A 16,730-nucleotide genomic window follows, 5' to 3' on the forward strand; every position below is an offset into this window, starting at 1 on the left:
GTTGGATCAGGCGCCCTCGTCCAACCGCCGCATGCCTTCGAGCAGGAGCGCCTCGGGACTCTCGGCGATCAGCCGCTGAGGCGCCTCGAAGCTCGGATCGAAGATGAAGGTTCCCTCGCGCAGCTTGAGCATCGCGTACACGGCCTCCGCGCCGCGAGCCCCCCCGAACAGCGCGTTGAAGACGTTGCCGCCGACGAAGTGCAGCTCGCCCACGTCGTTCGCGGTCCGGAGCTTGAGCGAGCCGGTCTTTCGGCCCTGCGTCAGCACCTGCACCAGCTCCGGCAGGCCCATCTCGGCCAGCGAGCCCGAGACGCCTCCGGCCCCGGCGGTCTGCGAGCGCTCCAGGATGGTCTTGATCTTCGCCACCAGGAGGTCGGGGCTCACCGGCTTGGTCAGGTAGTCGGTCGCGCCCGCCTCGAACGCCTTCTGCGCGTCGGAGCCGGCGGTGCGGGCCGTGAGGAACACCCAGGGCAGCTTCAGGCCCCACTGCCGCCGCCTCGCCCAGCCGAGCAACGAGACGCCGTCCATGGGCAGAAGGTCCATCTCGGCGATCACGATCTGGATGTCGCCGCGTTCGAGGAGCTGCATGGCCTGATCCGTGTTGCGCGCCGGTCGCACGTCGAAGCCCTGTTCGAGCATGCGCAGCTCGAGCACCGTCGTCTCTTCCGGATCCGGGTCGACGATCATCGCGACATGGCGCGTGGCCAAGAGCCGCGCGCGCAGGTCGTCACCCGTGATGATGAGCCGGAACAGATCCACGATGTTGGGATCGAAGACGCTGCCGCGGTAGCGCGCCAAGACGTCGCACGCCGCAGCCGGGTCGAGCAGCTGGCGGAACGGATTCTTGGGGTTCTGCGTCAGGTCCGCGTAGGTGTCCGCCACCGCCAGGAGCCGGGCGATGAGCGGGATCTCCTTGCCGTGCAGCGAGCCCGGCAGGCCGTCCCCGTCGTAGCGCTCGTACATGGTCTCGACCGCGGTCGTCACCTCGCGCGGCAGCTTCACCGCTTCCATCAGGCTGGACGGGGCGCGGTACAGCTTCGCGGCGACGGTCCGGTGCTGGTCGTATTGGGCGACGTTGAAGGCGGTGAGGTGATACTCGGTCACCTTGCCCAGATCGTGCAGGTAGCCCGCGATCGAGGCGCTCACGCGCTCGGCGTCGGGCAGCCCGATGCGTTCGGTGATCTTGCGCATCAGGCGGGCGACGTAGGCGGAGTGCCCGCGCATGTCGGCCCGCGTGCTCTCGAGCAGGGAGATCAGCACGTTGAGCGTCTCCATGTACGAGGTCGTGGAGACGGACTCCGCGCCCACCCCGAACGTGCCGCCCCGGAGGTCGTGGCCGGAGAGGATGCGCTCGCGTCCGGGGCGCTCCGCAGACAGGGCCGCGGCCAGGGTCTCGGGGCTGACCAGGTTCCGCTCGTACACGTCGAGCATGCTGGCGAACTGCGCCTGCGCCTGACGGTCGAGCACGGCGAAGGCGTGGATGTCGCCGCTGTACGCCTTGGCGATCGCGGCCTTCACCGCCCGCGGCCGGCCCACGAACGCCCGCACGGTCTTCACTCCGGAGGCGATCTGCGCCTCCTGGAGGGCCTCGGCGTTGTCCGGATCCGCCGTGACCACGGATAGCACGCTCGCCTGGGCGTCGAACAGGACCGGGAAGATCTGGTGCTGCTCGGCCAGGCGCTTCGGCACCTTCTCGACGGCGAACCGATCGACCTCGGCCTTGGACAGCTTCTCGGTCGAGACGAAGCGGGTGCGGTGGAGGTTGGCCAGGTACTTGAGCAGCGAGACCTCGTCGAGCGCACGCAGCTCGAGCAGACACTCCTCGACGCGCTCCCCGGTCCGTTGCACGAACGAGATGGACGCCTCCTGCTGCTCGCGGGTGATGAGGCCGTCGGCCACCATCCGCTCGACAAGTCGCAGGCCGGCTGCGGGGTTCATGAAGCGCGCTTCGACAGGGGAGGAATGAGGAGTATAGCGGACCGGGCGCTCCCCGGGTCCCTCGCCCGCGGCGGGGCGGGCGGGCAAAAGGCCCCGGATCCCCGCCCCCGGCCGCTGGCCGGAAGCCGGCGAAAAAGCCCATCCGAGCGTCGGCTTGACGGACTAGACGGCCGAAGCTAGTAATGCCGCCCCTTTCCAGAGCGGGCAGTCGCTCGCCAGCACAGGAACTCTCTGTCATGCGCCAGACGAAGCGGACGTATTCGGCAAAGCCTGCCGAAGCGCAAGCCACCCGCAAGTGGTGGGTCATCGACGCCAAAGGACAACCTCTCGGCCGCCTCGCGAGCCGGGTCGCCACCGTCCTCTCGGGCAAGCACAAGCCGACCTACACGCGGCACATCGACACCGGCGACTTCGTCATCGTGGTGAACGCGGGCGAAGTGAAGCTCACGGGCAACAAGGCGACGACCAAGCTCTACCACCGCTACAGCGGTCACCCGGGCGGGCTGCGCAGCCGGACGTTCGCGATCGTCAAGGAGTCTCACCCGGAGCTGCCGGTCACCAAAGCGGTGAAGGGCATGCTGCCGAAGAACGTGCTCGGGCGCGAAATGCTCGCCAAGCTCAAGGTGTACGCCGGTGCCGAGCACCCGCACAAGGCGCAGAAGCCCGACGCCCTCGCGCTCTGATGAAAGATCCGAACAATGGCTGAAACGACTTCCATCTACGCCACTGGCAAGCGCAAGACCGCGGTCGCTCGCGTCTGGGTCAAGCCCGGCACCGGGCAGATCAGCATCAACGGCGGTCCCGGCGACGAGTACTTCGAGCGCGAGACCAGCCGCATGATCATGCGCCAGAGCCTCGAGCTGCTCGAGCTCACCGACAAATACGACGTGGCCGCGACCGTCTGCGGCGGCGGCCACAGCGCCCAGGCCGAGGCCATGCGCCACGGCATCGCGCGCGCCCTGACCTCGGAGGATCCGGAGCGCCGCAAGTCGCTCAAGCGCGCCGGCTTCCTCACCCGCGACTCCCGCAAGAAGGAGCGCAAGAAGTACGGTCAGGCGGGCGCCCGCAAGCGCTTCCAGTACAGCAAGCGTTGACCTCCCTCCGAGCGGGCATCGTCGGCGCCAGCGGCTACACCGGCGCCGAGCTCGTGCGGCTCGTCAGCGGGCACCCGAAGCTCGAGCTCGCCTACGTCGGCGCGCGCGAGAAGGCGGGGCAGCGTCTGGGGGACGTGTTGCCCCCCTGCGAAGGAGTGCCAGGCCTGGGCGACCGCGTGCTGGAGGGCTTCGAGCCCGCTCGCGCCGCGGAGCTCGGGAGCCGACTCGACGTCGCCTTCACCGCCTTGCCGCACGCCGCCAGCGCCCGCGCCGGGAAGGCGCTCCTCGAGGCGGGCATTCGCGTCGTGGACCTGTCGGCAGACTTTCGGCTGAAGAGCGCCGAGAGCTACGCGGCCTGGTACGGCGAGCACCCGGCGGTGGAGCTCTTGCCGGAGGCCGTCTACGGGCTGCCGGAGCTCCATCGGGACGAGCTCCGGGGCGCGCGCCTGATCGCGGCGCCCGGCTGCTATCCAACCAGCAGCATCCTGCCGCTGGCACCGCTGCTCTCGGCCTCGCTGGTGGAGCCGGACGGCATCGTCGTGGACAGCAAGAGCGGGGTGAGCGGCGCGGGGCGGAGCGCCAGCGCCGGGACGCACTTTCCCGAGACCGCAGAGGGGCTTCGACCCTACAAGGTCGCCGGGACACACCGCCACGTCCCCGAGATCGAGCAGGAGCTGTCGCGGAGCGCCGGGCGCGCGCTCCACGTGGTCTTCACCCCCCACCTGGCGCCCTTCACGCGCGGCATCCTCACCACGGCGTACGCGCGGGCGAAGCCGGGGACCACGGCCGAGGCGTGCCGCGACGCCGCGCGCGAGGCGTACCGCGAAGGCTTGGTCAGCGTGCTGCCGGAGGGCCGCCTGCCCGACACGCTCTGGGTCCGCGGTTCGGCGCGCGCGTTCGTCGCCTACGCGCTCGACGAGCGCGTGGGCACGCTGGTGGCCATGTGCGCCATCGACAACCTGGCAAAGGGAGCCTCGGCGCAGGCCATCCAGGCCCTCAACGTGTGCTTGGGCCTGCCGGACGCGCTGGGGCTGCCCCTGCTCGGTACATTTCCTTGAAGTGCTACGGGCACCGCGCGCCGCCCTGGTGCACGGTGATCGTCGTCAAGCCGAGCGAACCGTCCAGGGTCACGTAGTGCGGCTTCAGCGCGACGAACCAGTCCACGTGCTTGCCCACGATGGCGCCCCCGGTGTCGTCCGCACTGAAACATCCGTCGTGGACGAAGCTTCCCCAAGGCGTCTCCCCCGGCACGCTGACCCCGTCGAGCTCGGGGACGTAGACCTTCTGGCCGTAAGGGATCTCGGCCTTGTCCACCGCGAACGAGCGGAACGGCACCAAGGCCTTGCCCTGAACGCCGTAGCCCCAAGGGTGCTGGGCATCCGCCACCAGATAGCAGGGCGAGGTCGGACAGTTGCAGCTGCCGTCGTAGTTCAGAATGCGTCCGTCGGAGAGACGACCGGTGCCTTCGAGCTTCAGCGACGCGGCAAACTTCGCTGCTACCGTCGCCAAGAGCTTGCAGCTCTTGTCGTAGAGATTGGTGTCCTTGGCGCCGCTGAACTCTTCCTCGGTGGTGACCCAGTAGTAGGTCAGCTGGAACGCCCCGAGCAGCGCGCCCGGCGGTGGCAGCGCTCCGTCTGGTCCCGCGTCCGACTGAGCCCCGGCCGTGCCGCCCGAACCCGAAGCGCCGCCGCTCGCGCTCCCCGCGACACCAGCACTGCCGCCGGACGCGACACCAGCGCCGCCGCCCGAGCCGCCGCCACTCTGGGCGGAGCCGCCCGAGTCGTCCGAGCCGCACGCTGCGATGGCGAGCAGCGCGGCCAGCGGCGAGAGCCACAGCTTCCGAGACATCGCCCGAGCGTAGCTCATTTCGGCGCACGCGAGCCGACCCCATTGACGGGGCGAGAGCCGGCGCGCTTTGCTCCCGAGTCCTGATGTCGAAGCGCGCGCGCGTCGTGGTCGTCGGGCTGGTGCTCGCCACAGGCGCCCCCGCACGCGCGCAGGTGCCCGCACCGGACACCCCTCCGCCTTCGCCCCCCGCTCCACCGGCCGCCGCCCCGCCGGCGCAGCCGCACGCGCCACCGCCCTCCCCTCCGCCGGGCTACGCGCCGGCGCCGGGCTACTACTACCCGGCCGCGCCGCCGCCACCGCCGCTGCCACCGCCGGACGCCCGGAACCGCGGCGCACACGAGCACGACGGCTTCTTCTTGCGCATGGGGCTCGGCTTCTCTTCGATGCTGACCAAGACCGAGGGAACGCTGGGCCAGACCCAGGCTGGCGGCGATCTCAGCGGCAGCGGCGGCGCGCTCGAGCTGCTCATCGGCGGGACTCCGGCCCGCGGCTTCGTGCTGGGCGGCGGGCTCGTCGCGCACACCTGGATGAACCCGAGCTACCAGGTCGGGGGAAGCTCGGAGCGGCTCGACGACACGGAGCTCGGGCTCTCGTTCCTGGCGCTGTTCGCCCAGCTCTACTTCGACGCAGAAGGCGGCGCCTACGTGCAGGCGCTGGTGGCGGCGGCGGAGGAGACCTATCGCTACGAGGTGGCCGGGGACAAACGCGAGACCGAGCTCGGCGGCGGCGGCTTCGCAATCGGCGGCGGCTACGACTTCTGGGTGGGCGATCAGTGGAGCCTGGGGCCCGAGCTCAGGCTGAGCTGGGCGAGCGTGAAGCACGAGAGCGAAGGCGCCGTGACCCGGCACAAGACCACGGCGCTGACGCTGTCGTTCACGGCGACCCTGCACTGATCGACAAACTGCCCTTTCGCGCGGCTTGTCGCGGCAAGAGTTGAAAAGAGCGGCACGCCGCCGGATGATGCAAGGCTCTTCGATGACCCGCGGCTTCAAGCTTCGCAGTGACTTCTCCCCCAAGGGTGACCAACCCGAGGCCATTTCGCTGCTCTCGCGCAGGCTGGACGCCGGCGAGCGTTATCAGACGCTGCTCGGCATCACCGGCAGCGGAAAGACGTTCACGGTCGCGAACGTAATCCAGCACTTGCAGCGGCCTACGCTGATCATCGCGCCGAACAAGACGCTCGCAGCTCAGCTCTACGGCGAAATGCGCGACCTCTTCCCGGAGAACGCCGTCCACTACTTCGTCAGCTACTACGACTACTACCAACCCGAAGCGTACATCCCGACGACGGACACCTTCATCGAGAAGGACGCGATCATCAACGACCAGATCGACCGTATGCGCCACGCCGCGACGCACGCGCTCCTGTCCCGCCCGGACGTGATCATCGTGGCCAGCGTCAGCTGCATCTACGGCATCGGGTCGGCCGAGTCGTACGAGGGCCTGCTGATCGAGATCGTGAAGGGCGAGGAGCTCTTGCGCGACAACCTGCTCAGGCGGCTGGTGGACATCCAGTACGAGCGGAACGACGTCGATTTCCACCGCGGTACCTTCCGGGTCCGGGGTGACGTCGTGGAAATTTTCCCGGCCTACGAGGACAAGATCGCCATCCGCGTCGAGTTCTTCGGCGACGAGGTGGACGGGATCTCGGAGGTGGACCCGGTGAGGGGTCGCGTGCTCTCGGAGCTGGACCGCTACGCGGTCTACCCGGGCTCCCACTACGTGACCCCGCGGCAGCAGCTGCAGCGGGCCGTCGACGCCATCCGCGCCGAGCTGCGCGAGCGCCTGGACTTCTACGACAAGCAGGGCCGCTTCCTCGAGAAGCAGCGCATCGAGCAGCGCACCATGTACGACCTGGAGATGCTCGAGCAGATGGGCTTCGTGCAGGGCATCGAGAACTACTCACGCCACCTCTCGAATCGCGAACCGGGCGAGCCGCCGCCGACCTTGATCGACTACTTCCCGGATGACTTCCTCTTGATCCTGGACGAGTCGCACCAGACCGTGCCGCAGGTGGGGGCGATGTACCGCGGGGATCGGTCGCGCAAGGAGACCCTGGTCGAGTTCGGCTTCCGCTTGCCCAGCGCCCTGGACAACCGGCCGCTGAAGTTCGACGAGTTCGAGAAATACATGCGCCGGGTGATCTTCGTCTCGGCCACACCGGGCGACTTCGAGCTCGAGAAGAGCACCGGCGGCGTCATCGAGCAGCTGATCCGTCCCACGGGGCTGCTCGACCCCGAGATCTTCGTGCGGCCGGTCGCAGGCCAGGTCGACGACTTGCTCGGAGAGATCAAGAAGCGCGTGGAGCGCGACGAACGCGTGCTGGTCACCACGCTCACCAAGCGAATGGCCGAGGACCTGACCGAGTACTACTCCGAGCTCGGCATCCGCGTGCGCTACCTGCACTCCGACGTGGACACGCTGGAGCGCATCGACATCTTGCGGGATCTGCGCGCCGGCGAGTTCGACGTGCTGGTCGGCATCAACCTCCTGCGCGAGGGGCTCGATCTGCCGGAGGTCAGCCTGGTGGCGATTCTGGACGCCGACAAGGAAGGCTTCCTGCGTAGCCCGCGCTCCCTCATCCAGACCATCGGGCGCGCGGCCCGCAACGCGGGCGGCCAGGTCTTCATGTACGCGGACCGCATCACCGACGCGATGAAACGCGCCATGGACGAGACCAACCGCCGGCGCGCGATTCAGGCTCGCTACAACGAGGAGCACGGCATCACGCCGGAGACGATTCGCCGCGCGATCTTGGACATCAACCCGGCCAGCGGCACCACGGACTACTACGCGGTGCCGCGCACCCCGCGCTCGGGCAAGAAGGACGCGACGCCGCGCAGCGTGGACGAGCGCGAGGAGCTCGCGGAGCGGGTGGAGGCGCTGCGCCAGCAGATGTTCGCCGCCGCGGAGAACCTGGAGTTCGAGACCGCGGCACGTCTGCGCGACGACCTCCGGCGCCTGACCTCGGGATTGCCGGTCGAGGTCCGAGAGTCGTTGACCCCTCAGCCACCCCGCGCGACGTCCAAGTCCATGCCGCCGGGCCGCGCCAACAAGCGCTCGCGCCCGAGCTACCCTCCGCAGAAACGCCGCAAGTAGCGGCCCCGTGGGCGCCCCCGTCGGGACTCCCGAGGGTCGGCGCGGCGCAAGTCTCCGAGCTCAGGGCGCCTGGCAGAAGGTGTTGATCTGGTTCACCAGGTCGTCCTCCTGCTTCACGATCTTGTCGAACTCTTTCTGAGCGGAGTCGGCCTGCTCCGGGTTCTTCGTCTCGATCGCGGTGGCCACCTGGCGCGCGGTGCTCGCCGCCTTGGTGCACATTTCCTTGTAGTTCGCGGCGTGCGCCTTGAGCTCCGGCGTGGAGACATCGAGCGCGGACACGTCTTTGGCGAGCTGGTCGTAGAGCTCGCCCAGCTTCTTCATGGAGGAGATGACCTGCGCGTCGTCGCCGCTCTTTGACGCGGAGTTCTGCTCGATCTCCTTGATGGCGGTGTTCACCTTCTCGATGAAGGCGTTGCACTCCTTCGTCTTCTTGAACTTCCCGCAGCCGGGCAGCAAGAGCGCGGCCGAGACGGCGAAGGCGGCGAGGACGAAACGCTGGCGCATGAACACTCCTTCCGCCCCCCTCATACCTTGCCCATCGCCGCCCGGGCTAGAGCCGTTTTGCACGGACACGGCTTTTCGTGCCCGCGCCATGGGCTTTTAGAGCAAATCCGTCCGGCCACGCGCCTTCAGCGCATCGACCACCTTCCGCACGTCCTGCGCCTGCTCGCGCGGAATGACGAGGAGCGCATCGTCCGTCTCGATCACGCACAGCCCCTCGACGCCGACCAAGGCGATGACGCGACGCCCGCCCTCGGTGCGCAGGTCGCGCACCAGGTTGCCGCGGGCGTCGGCGAGCACGGCGTCGGCCGGCGCCGCGTTCGCGAGCTCGTCTTTGTCCGCAAGCTCCCAGGCGCTCTGCCAGCTGCCGAGGTCACTCCAGCCGAAGCTCGCGGGAACGACCGCGAGATCCTCGGCCTTTTCCATCACGGCGTAGTCGATGCTCACGGACGGGAATGACCCGAACGCCTGCGCGGTCGTCGCGCCGCGCTCCGACTCCGGCACCGCAGCGAGCTCGTCGAGCGCGCGCCCGAGCTCCGGTAAGTACCGGCGTATCGCGCCCGCCATGACGTCGGCGCGGAAGAAGAACATCCCGCTGTTCCAGTAGTGGCGCCCGCTCGCCAGGTACTGCTCGGCGCGCGCGCGATCCGGCTTCTCGACGAAGCGGGCCACGCGGAGCGCACCGCCGCCCCGCGCCTCGCCGGCCTCGACGTAGCCGTAGCCCGTCTCCGGGCGCGAAGGGGTCAAGCCGATGGTCGTGATGGCGCCGGTTCGAGCCGTCTCGACGGCGGCGGAGAGGGCGCGGCGGTAGGCATCCGGCTCACCGATGTGTTGGTCGCTCGGCAGCACCATGACGACCGCTTCGGGGTCGCGCGCGAGGATCTCCCAGGTTGCCCAGGCGATGCACGGAGCCGTGTTCCGCGCGACCGGCTCGCCGAGGAACGAGGCCTCGGAGAGCCACGGCAGGAGCGCGCGCGTCGCCTCCAAGAGGTGCACCCCGGTCGCGATCAGCGTGCGCTCTGCCGGGCACAAGGGCTCGATGCGCCGGACCGTCGCCGCGAGCAGACACTCCGGCTCGGGCCCGATGGCGAGAAGTTGCTTCGGAAGGAGCTTGCGGGAGGCGGGCCAGAACCGCGTCCCGCTGCCGCCGGCGAGGATCACGCTGAAGAGGTGGGGGTCCATGGCGCAGGCTCAATTATCACGGTTTGCCGCGCTGGACACCGCGGCGGGCGCAGGCGCCGGAGGGGCGTCGCGTACGAACCCGAGCGTCACCAGCGCGAGCGGCAGCACCCAGGCCGCGAACCAGGCGAAGTGCCCGCGCATCACCACGCGCCGGAGCACGAGGAGCGCCCCTACGCCCACCACCAACGAGACCGTCGCGCCGATGGCAGCGGGCAAGAGCGCCTCGCTGGTGCCGCGCAGATGGCGGGCCTCCAGGCCGATGGCGCCCGCGACCGCCGGAAGCGACATCAACATGCTGAGCTCGAAGGCGCGGTCGGGCCGCACCTTGAACCAGAGCGCCGCAGCGATGGTGGAGCCGCTGCGCGAGAGCCCGGGCAACACGGCGAGCCCCTGGAGCACGCCGATGACCAGCGCCCCGACCAGGCTGGGCACCTCGCGATCCCCGACGCGTACGAAGCGCGTGGACAGGAGCACCGCGGCGGTGCCGAGGAACCCGAGCCCGATGGCGACGGAGGAGTGAGTCCAACGCTCCACGGCGTCACGGAACAGGAGGCCGATGACCGCGGTAGGAAGAGAAGCCACGATCACCACCAAGGCATCGCGTCCGCCGCTCGTGGACGAGAACCGAGACGGCTTCGCGAGCGATAGCGTCCCTTCCTTCAGCGCCGGGACCACTCTGCCCCTGAGCACGATCAGCGTCGCCAGGAACGTCCCGGCGTGCAGCATCACGTTCAGAGTCAGGCCACCCTGCTCCAGCCCGAGCACCAGCTGGGCGAGCGCCAGATGTCCGTCGCTCGAGATCGGCAGGAACTCGGTGATGCCTTGGATCACGCCGAGCAGGATGGAGCTGGACACAGGTGCGTCCATGAGGTGCGCGGGTTCTACAGTGTCCTCGACATTTTGCGCAACCTTCTCGCGCTGGCGGCCGAACTGTCTTGCGCTATGTTGCCCGCCGCTTCGGGGGCTGACACATCGTCAACGGGTGCTGACATGAAGACCAAGACTGGCAATGCTCCTCGCCGCTACCTACTCTCGTGTCGCGCGCTGTTCACGCCGCGAAGAAGCGGAAGCGCGCTGTTCGCTGGCGCCTTCGCGCTCGCGGTGACCTCCGCTTGCGGGGACGACGCGACGGGCGGCAACGGAGTGGGCGGCAGCGGTAACATCGGCGGCAGCGGCGGCGTGACCGGCGGCAGCGGCGGCGTGACCGGCGGCAGCGGTGGCAGCGCCGGCGGCGTCGGCGCCAGCGGTGGCGTGGCGGGTTCCGGCGGTGTGGCTGGAGGCGGCGGCACCGGCGGCACCACGGTCGGCCCCGGCACCGCGCTGAAGGTCACCGAGTGCAAGACGCTGAGCGCGGGCAGCGGTGACCTGTGCAGCGTGCAGGGCGGGCAGAAGGGCCTGCGCCTGGTCGGCACCGTGCTCGCGCCGCAGGAGGTCCTCCGCGGCGGCGAGGTGTTGCTCGACGAGCACGGGGTCATCACCTGCGTGGGCTGCGACTGCTCGGGCGCGCCCGGCGCCGCGGCCGCCCCCACCGTCACCTGCGCGAACGGTGTGATCAGCCCGGGCCTGATCAACTCGCACGACCACATCACCTACGCCAACAACGTGCCGGCAGACTCGGGCACGCTGCGCTACGACCACCGCCACGAGTGGCGGACCGGCAAGAACGGCAAGCCCGAGATCAAGTACTCCAGCGGTGCCGCCAAGAACGTGGTGCTCGCCGCCGAGCTGCGCTTCGTGATGAGCGGCGCGACCTCCACGGTGAGCGCCGGCAGCACGCCGCACCTGCTGCGCAACCTGGACACCACCAAGGACAAGGAGGGCCTGCTGGCGCAGACCGTCAACAGCGACACCTTCCCGCTCGACGACGCCAACGGCAAGATGCTCGACTCGGGCTGCAACTACGGCACCAGCCCGACCACCGCCCAGGACATCGCCAGCCTGGACGCCTACCAGCCTCACATCTCCGAGGGCGTGAGCCAGGCGGCGCGCAACGAGCTGACCTGCACCACCGCTGGCGCGCTCGACGTGGTGGAGCCGCAGACCGCCATCGTGCACGCCGTCGCGGTGACGCCGACCGAGGCCAAGGCCATCTACGACGAGCGGGCCTGGGTGGTCTGGTCGCCGCGCTCGAACGTCTCGCTGTACGGCAACACCGCCCCGGTGACCTTGCTCGACAACATGGGCGTGGGCATCGCCCTGGGGACCGACTGGCTGCTCTCCGGGTCGATGAATCTGTCGCGGGAGCTCCGCTGCGCCGACGAGCTGAACCAGAAGCACTACGGCAAGCACTTCTCCGACTTCGAGCTGTGGCGCATGGTGACGACCAACGGCGCGCTGGCCGCCGGGGTCGAGCTCGGCGTGGGGATGCTCAAGCCGGGCTTCATCGGCGACATCGCCATCTTCGACGGCTCCACCAACAAGGACCATCGGGCGGTGATCGCCGCCGAGCCGAAGGACGTGGCCCTGGTGCTGCGCAGCGGCGTGCCGCTGTACGGCGACGACGCCCTGTTGGCGAGCGCCGCCATCGGTGGCTCGACCTGCGAGACCCTCGACGTCTGCGGGGCAGCAAAGCGCGCGTGCGTCGCGAAGGACAGCGCCGGCACCGCCACTCTGGCGGCCGTCAAGACGGCGGGCGAGGCCTTCGCTCCGCTGTTCAGCTGCGGCGCCCCTCCCAAGGAGCCGACCTGCGTCCCCTCGCGCCCGAACGAGTACACCGGCCAGTCGAGCGGCAGCGACAAGGACGGCGACGGCGTGCCCGACGCGAGCGACCTCTGCCCGGACGTGTTCGATCCGGCCCGCCCGCTCGATCAGGGCAAGCAGGGCAACGCCGACGGGGACGCCAAGGGGGATGCTTGCGACCCCTGCCCCAGCGACCCGAACGACGCCTGCAAGGCGCCGGATCCCGACGACCTCGACGGCGACGGCTGGGCGAACGGCGTAGACAACTGCCCGGACGACGCCAACCCGGGTCAGGAAGACGCTGACAAGGACGGCAAGGGCGACCTGTGCGACACCTGCGCCACCGCCAACCCGGCGTTCTCGGCCTGCCCCGTCAGCATCGAGGCCATCCGCGACCCGTCGCACCCCCAGCACCCGAAGCCCGGCGCGGCGGTCAAGCTCAGCGGGCTCTACGTCACGGCGCTGCGCCCCGACACCGGCAAGGCCCGCGGCTTCTACGTGCAGGACGCCTCGCTGAAGCCATTCACCGGCATCTTCGTCTTCACCGCCGGCGTGTCAGCGGGAGTGGCCGTCGGGAACAAGGTCGACATCAGCGCGACCTACGAAGAGTTCTTCAACCTGAGCGAGCTGGTGAACGCCGTGATCACCATCACCGACGCGGGCACCACCTTGCCCTTCGGCCCGATCGCCGTCGCCAACCCGGCGGAGATCGCCACGGGTGGCGCCAAGGCCGAGGGCTACGAGTCGATGCTCGTCTCCGTGGCCAGCGTCCAGGTGACCAACATGAACCCGGACTCGCCCAAGGACTTCGACGAGCTGGCGGTCACCGGCAATCTGCGCGTGGACGACGAGCTCGACCCGACCATCGACAACACCTTCACGGTGGGCACGTCGTTCTCGAAGATCAGCGGCATCCTCACCTTCAGCTTCAGCAATCACAAGCTCGCGCCGCGGAGCGCGACTGAAATGGTGCCTTGACGTTCTGAACGATGGAACACGAACGCCCGCGGGGAGTGCAGTCCCAGCGGGCGTTCGGCGGAGCTGAAGGAGTCAGGCGGGGTTCTGGGGCTTCTTGTCGTCGCCCGGCGCCGGCTTCTTCACGTCCTTCTTCTTCTGGTGGTCTTCGCCGCCGCACAGGCCGCCGGCGTTGGCCGGGTTGGCGGGCTTCTTGTCGTCGCCCGGCGCCGGCTTCTTCACGTCCTTCTTCTTGTCGTGCTCACCGCCGCACAGGCTGGACGGCGCCTGCTCGGTGGTGGCGGCCGCAGGGACCGCGATGGTGAGGCTTGCTGCGACACCTAGGCCGAGCAAACCCATGAGGGTTTTCGAGTGCATGGGCGAGTTTGTTGAACGAGACCCGTGGACAGTCAAGCCCTCCTGGCCCTGGGCGCGGGAAATCACGCCCAACAGTCGGATCGCTGGCGATCGCCGCCGACCTCCGCCGATAATCCCGCCCCGTGAAGATCGCGTGCATCGGGGGCGGCCCGGCAGGGCTCTACTTCGGAATCCTGATGAAGCGGGCGGACCCCGCTCATGAAGTCGTCGTCTGGGAGCGCAACCGCGCCGACGACACCTTCGGGTTCGGGGTCGTCTTCTCGGACGCGACCATGGACAACCTGGCCGCAGCGGATCCGGAGAGCCACACCGCCATCACCCAGAGCTTCGCTCACTGGAACGACATCGACATCCACTTCGGCGGCCGGGTGATCCGGTCGAGCGGGCACGGCTTCAGCGGCATGGGGCGGCAGGAGCTCTTGACCATCCTGCAACAGCGCGCGCTCTCTCTCGGCGTGGTGATCCACTTCGAGCGTGAGGCCCCCCCGCTCGATGAGCTCGCGAAGAGCCACGACCTGGTGATCGCCGCCGACGGGGTCAACAGCGCCGTGCGCACCGCGCTGGCCCAGGAGCTCGGTCCGGAGGTCGACTTCCGGCCGAATCGCTTCGTCTGGCTGGGGACGACCTTCCCTTTCCAGGCCTTCACCTTCTACTTCCGCGAGAACGAGCACGGATGTTTCCGCGTTCACGCCTACCGCTACGCCGAAGACTGCTCGACCTTCATCCTGGAGTGTACGGGAGAGACCTGGAAGAAGGCCGGTCTCGACCAGGCCACGGAGGAGCAAACCCTGGCCTACGCCGAGAAGTTGTTCGAAGCGGAGCTAGCCGGCCATCGGCTGCTGAAGAACCGCAGCATCTGGCGCGCCTTCCCCACGGTGAAGAACCGCTCATGGCACCACCGGAACGTGGTGCTGCTCGGGGACGCCGTGCACACGGCTCACTTCTCCATCGGGTCGGGCACCAAGCTGGCGATGGAGGACTGCATCGCGCTCCGCGACGCCGTCGTCTCCCACTCGGACCTCGAGCGAGCGCTCGCCGCTTACGAAGCCGAGCGCCGCCCGGTCGTCGAGGCGACGCAACGCGCCGCCCAGGTCAGCCTGGAGTGGTTCGAGAACACCGAGCGCTACATGTCGCTCGAGCCCACGCAGTTCGCGTTCAGCCTGCTGACGCGCAGCCTGCGCGTGACCCACGCGAACCTGGCGCTCAGGGACGCTGGTTTCGTGCGCGAGGTGAACCGCTTCGTCGCCGCCCGGGCCGCGACCCAGTCCGACCGGCCGGTGCGAGAGGACACGCCGCCGATGTTCACCCCGTTCCGGCTCAGGGACCTGGTGCTCGACAACCGCATCGTGGTCTCGCCGATGTGCCAATACTCCGCCGAAGACGGCGGCATCGACGACTGGCACCTGGTGCACCTGGGCAGCCGAGCGCTCGGTGGCGCGGGCCTGGTCTTGACCGAGATGACCGACGTGAGCCCTGACGGCCGCATCTCGCCGGGCTGCGCCGGCATGTACCAAGCCGAGCACGCGAGCCGCTGGAAACGCGTCGTCGACTTCGTGCACCGGCACAGCTCCGCCAAGATCGGCATGCAGCTGGCCCACGCGGGCCGGAAGGGCGCGACGAAGCGCCTCTGGGAAGGAGCGGACGAGCCGCTCGAGAGCGGGGCTTGGTCGCTGCTCTCGGCCTCGGCCATCCCCTACCTCCCGCACAGCCAAGTGCCGCGGGCCATGACCCGCGCCGACATGGACGCGGTGAAAGCGGACTTCGTGCGCGCCGCGGAGCTCGCCGAGCAGGCCGGCTTCGACCTGCTGGAGCTGCACTGCGCCCACGGCTACCTGCTCGCGAGCTTCATCTCGCCCCTCACCAACCTGCGTGACGACGAGTACGGCGGCTCCATCGAGCGGCGCATGCGCTATCCGCTCGAGGTGTTCGACGCCGTGCGCGCGGTGTGGCCAGCGAAGAAGCCGATGAGCGTGCGCCTGAGCGCGTGTGACTGGGCACCCGGCGGCATCGAGCAAGAGGACGTGGTCCAGGCGGCGCTGCTGTTGAAACAACACGGCGCGGACATCATCGACGTCTCGGCGGGGCAGACGGTGAGCGACGCCAAGCCGGTCTACGGCCGCCTGTTCCAGACCCCGTTCAGCGAGCGCGTGCGGCTCGAGGCCGAGATCCCGACCATGACCGTGGGCAACATCTCGTCCTGGTCCGACGCCAACAGCATCATCGCCGCCGGGCGCGCCGATCTCTGCGTGCTCGCCCGCGCGCACCTGTACGATCCTTACTGGACCCGGCACGCCGCCAACGAGCAAGGGTGGGCTCTGGAGTGGCCGGATCAATACAAGAGCGTCGAGCGCTACGTTCCGCGCTTCAGCTAGACCCGACTTGGGCGGTCTTTCCAGAGGTGCCCGAGTCGAGGCTCGCGGGCGGGCGGCGGTTCTTGGGGTAAGGCTGCTCGACGACCAGGTTCCAAGGCTCACCGTTGCGCCAGAAGCGTCCCCAAATCTCGGGCGCCCGCGAGCCTCGCGAGCCGATCACGACGCCGATCACGTCGCCCGGCGTCAGCGCCGGTCGGCCCGCTGCGTGGGTCAGCACGTCGCCGTCCTCGAGCCCGATGCCGAGCCCGCTGACCCCCGTCAAGGCGAGGCCCCGCGGGCGATCTCCGCTGGCGGGCACCGGAAAGCCACCTGGGCGCGCGCCGGCATTGGCGAGGCGCAGCACGACCTCGGCGCGCACGCGCACGCCCTTCGTGGGCACCGGCGGGCTCGCCGGCGCACGCCTCGTGCCCCGGGCGCGCGCCACCTCCGGCTCCTTGGCCCGCTCCTCGGCTGCAGGCTCGGGCGGCGCGAGCGGCTCGACGAACACCGGCAGAGGAGCGGCGGGCGGCGAGCGGAGGAGCTGCTCCGTCGCGGCGCTGAGCGCGCGCCCGCCTCGGCGTCCGAGCGCGTCCGCGGCCGACGATGCCCCGGCCGCCAGGAGGGGCAAGGGCAGCGCCAGGCACAGCACGAGGACCCAGCTCGGGCGTTCCACTCGAGCGAGCTTACCACGCGGGCCTCGGCGCGG

14 protein-coding genes are annotated in these 16,730 nt (G+C 69.4%); 7 read left to right on the top strand and 7 right to left on the bottom strand.

What is annotated here, in order from left to right; translation table 11 throughout:
- Positions 1-6: 6 nt before the first annotated feature.
- Complete coding sequence (locus tag HS104_28100) at positions 7-1,938, bottom strand: DUF4388 domain-containing protein (protein MBE7483813.1); 1,932 nt, start codon at positions 1,936-1,938, stop codon at positions 7-9.
- Between the two features lie 236 nt (positions 1,939-2,174).
- Between HS104_28100 and rplM the strand changes: the two genes are divergently transcribed.
- The 3 genes from rplM to HS104_28115 are packed head-to-tail and all read left to right on the top strand — an operon-like array spanning position 2,175 to position 4,090.
- Positions 2,175-2,621, top strand: a complete 447-nt coding sequence (gene rplM, locus HS104_28105; GenBank protein MBE7483814.1) for a 50S ribosomal protein L13 — start codon at positions 2,175-2,177, stop codon at positions 2,619-2,621.
- 15 nt (positions 2,622-2,636) lie between these two features.
- Positions 2,637-3,032, top strand: a complete 396-nt coding sequence (rpsI, locus tag HS104_28110) for a 30S ribosomal protein S9 (protein MBE7483815.1) — start codon at positions 2,637-2,639, stop codon at positions 3,030-3,032.
- Positions 3,029-4,090, top strand: coding sequence for an N-acetyl-gamma-glutamyl-phosphate reductase (locus tag HS104_28115; GenBank protein MBE7483816.1), 1,062 nt, complete (start codon positions 3,029-3,031; stop codon positions 4,088-4,090). Before rpsI ends, HS104_28115 begins: the two co-directional genes overlap by 4 nt.
- 4 nt (positions 4,091-4,094) lie before the next feature.
- Here the strand turns inward: HS104_28115 and HS104_28120 are convergent, their stop codons facing one another.
- Positions 4,095-4,880: a hypothetical protein gene (locus tag HS104_28120; GenBank protein ID MBE7483817.1), complete on the bottom strand. Its 786-nt coding sequence runs from the start codon at positions 4,878-4,880 to the stop codon at positions 4,095-4,097.
- Positions 4,881-4,963: 83 nt separating this feature from the next.
- On the opposite strand from HS104_28120, the gene HS104_28125 reads away from it, so the two are divergent.
- A complete protein-coding gene (locus HS104_28125; protein MBE7483818.1) occupies positions 4,964-5,773 on the top strand; it encodes an autotransporter domain-containing protein in 810 nt (269 codons plus the stop codon).
- An 82-nt stretch (positions 5,774-5,855) separates the two neighbouring features.
- On the top strand, positions 5,856-7,979 hold the full coding sequence (gene uvrB / locus HS104_28130) for an excinuclease ABC subunit UvrB (GenBank protein MBE7483819.1): 2,124 nt from the start codon (positions 5,856-5,858) through the stop codon (positions 7,977-7,979).
- 60 nt (positions 7,980-8,039) lie between these two features.
- Here uvrB and HS104_28135 read toward each other — a convergent pair whose 3' ends face one another.
- The 3 genes from HS104_28135 to HS104_28145 all read right to left on the bottom strand — a co-directional run bounded on the left by HS104_28135 (position 8,040) and on the right by HS104_28145 (position 10,529).
- The gene (locus HS104_28135; GenBank protein MBE7483820.1) at positions 8,040-8,483 is read right to left on the bottom strand and encodes a hypothetical protein; all 444 of its coding nucleotides are present in this window, start codon (positions 8,481-8,483) and stop codon (positions 8,040-8,042) included.
- Positions 8,484-8,579: 96 nt separating this feature from the next.
- Positions 8,580-9,662: a mannose-6-phosphate isomerase gene (locus HS104_28140; protein ID MBE7483821.1), complete on the bottom strand. Its 1,083-nt coding sequence runs from the start codon at positions 9,660-9,662 to the stop codon at positions 8,580-8,582.
- A gap of 9 nt (positions 9,663-9,671) precedes the next feature.
- Positions 9,672-10,529 (bottom strand): undecaprenyl-diphosphate phosphatase, encoded by an 858-nt coding sequence (locus HS104_28145; protein ID MBE7483822.1) that lies wholly within the window; start codon positions 10,527-10,529, stop codon positions 9,672-9,674.
- Between the two features lie 123 nt (positions 10,530-10,652).
- Here HS104_28145 and HS104_28150 point away from each other — a divergent pair, with 123 nt between their 5' ends.
- Positions 10,653-13,319, top strand: coding sequence for an amidohydrolase family protein (locus HS104_28150; GenBank protein ID MBE7483823.1), 2,667 nt, complete (start codon positions 10,653-10,655; stop codon positions 13,317-13,319).
- A 72-nt stretch (positions 13,320-13,391) separates the two neighbouring features.
- On the opposite strand, the gene HS104_28155 is transcribed toward HS104_28150, so the two are convergent.
- The gene (locus tag HS104_28155; GenBank protein ID MBE7483824.1) at positions 13,392-13,673 is read right to left on the bottom strand and encodes a hypothetical protein; all 282 of its coding nucleotides are present in this window, start codon (positions 13,671-13,673) and stop codon (positions 13,392-13,394) included.
- Positions 13,674-13,810: 137 nt separating this feature from the next.
- Between HS104_28155 and HS104_28160 the strand changes: the two genes are divergently transcribed.
- Positions 13,811-16,045 (top strand): bifunctional salicylyl-CoA 5-hydroxylase/oxidoreductase, encoded by a 2,235-nt coding sequence (locus tag HS104_28160; GenBank protein ID MBE7483825.1) that lies wholly within the window; start codon positions 13,811-13,813, stop codon positions 16,043-16,045.
- Here the strand turns inward: HS104_28160 and HS104_28165 are convergent.
- Positions 16,038-16,697 (bottom strand): hypothetical protein, encoded by a 660-nt coding sequence (locus HS104_28165; protein MBE7483826.1) that lies wholly within the window; start codon positions 16,695-16,697, stop codon positions 16,038-16,040. The two genes, HS104_28160 and HS104_28165, sit on opposite strands and share 8 nt — an antisense overlap.
- Positions 16,698-16,730 lie beyond the last annotated feature (33 nt).

It is taken from the genome of Polyangiaceae bacterium (assembly GCA_015075635.1).
Classification (GTDB): Bacteria; Myxococcota_A; Polyangia; order Polyangiales; family Polyangiaceae; genus JADJKB01.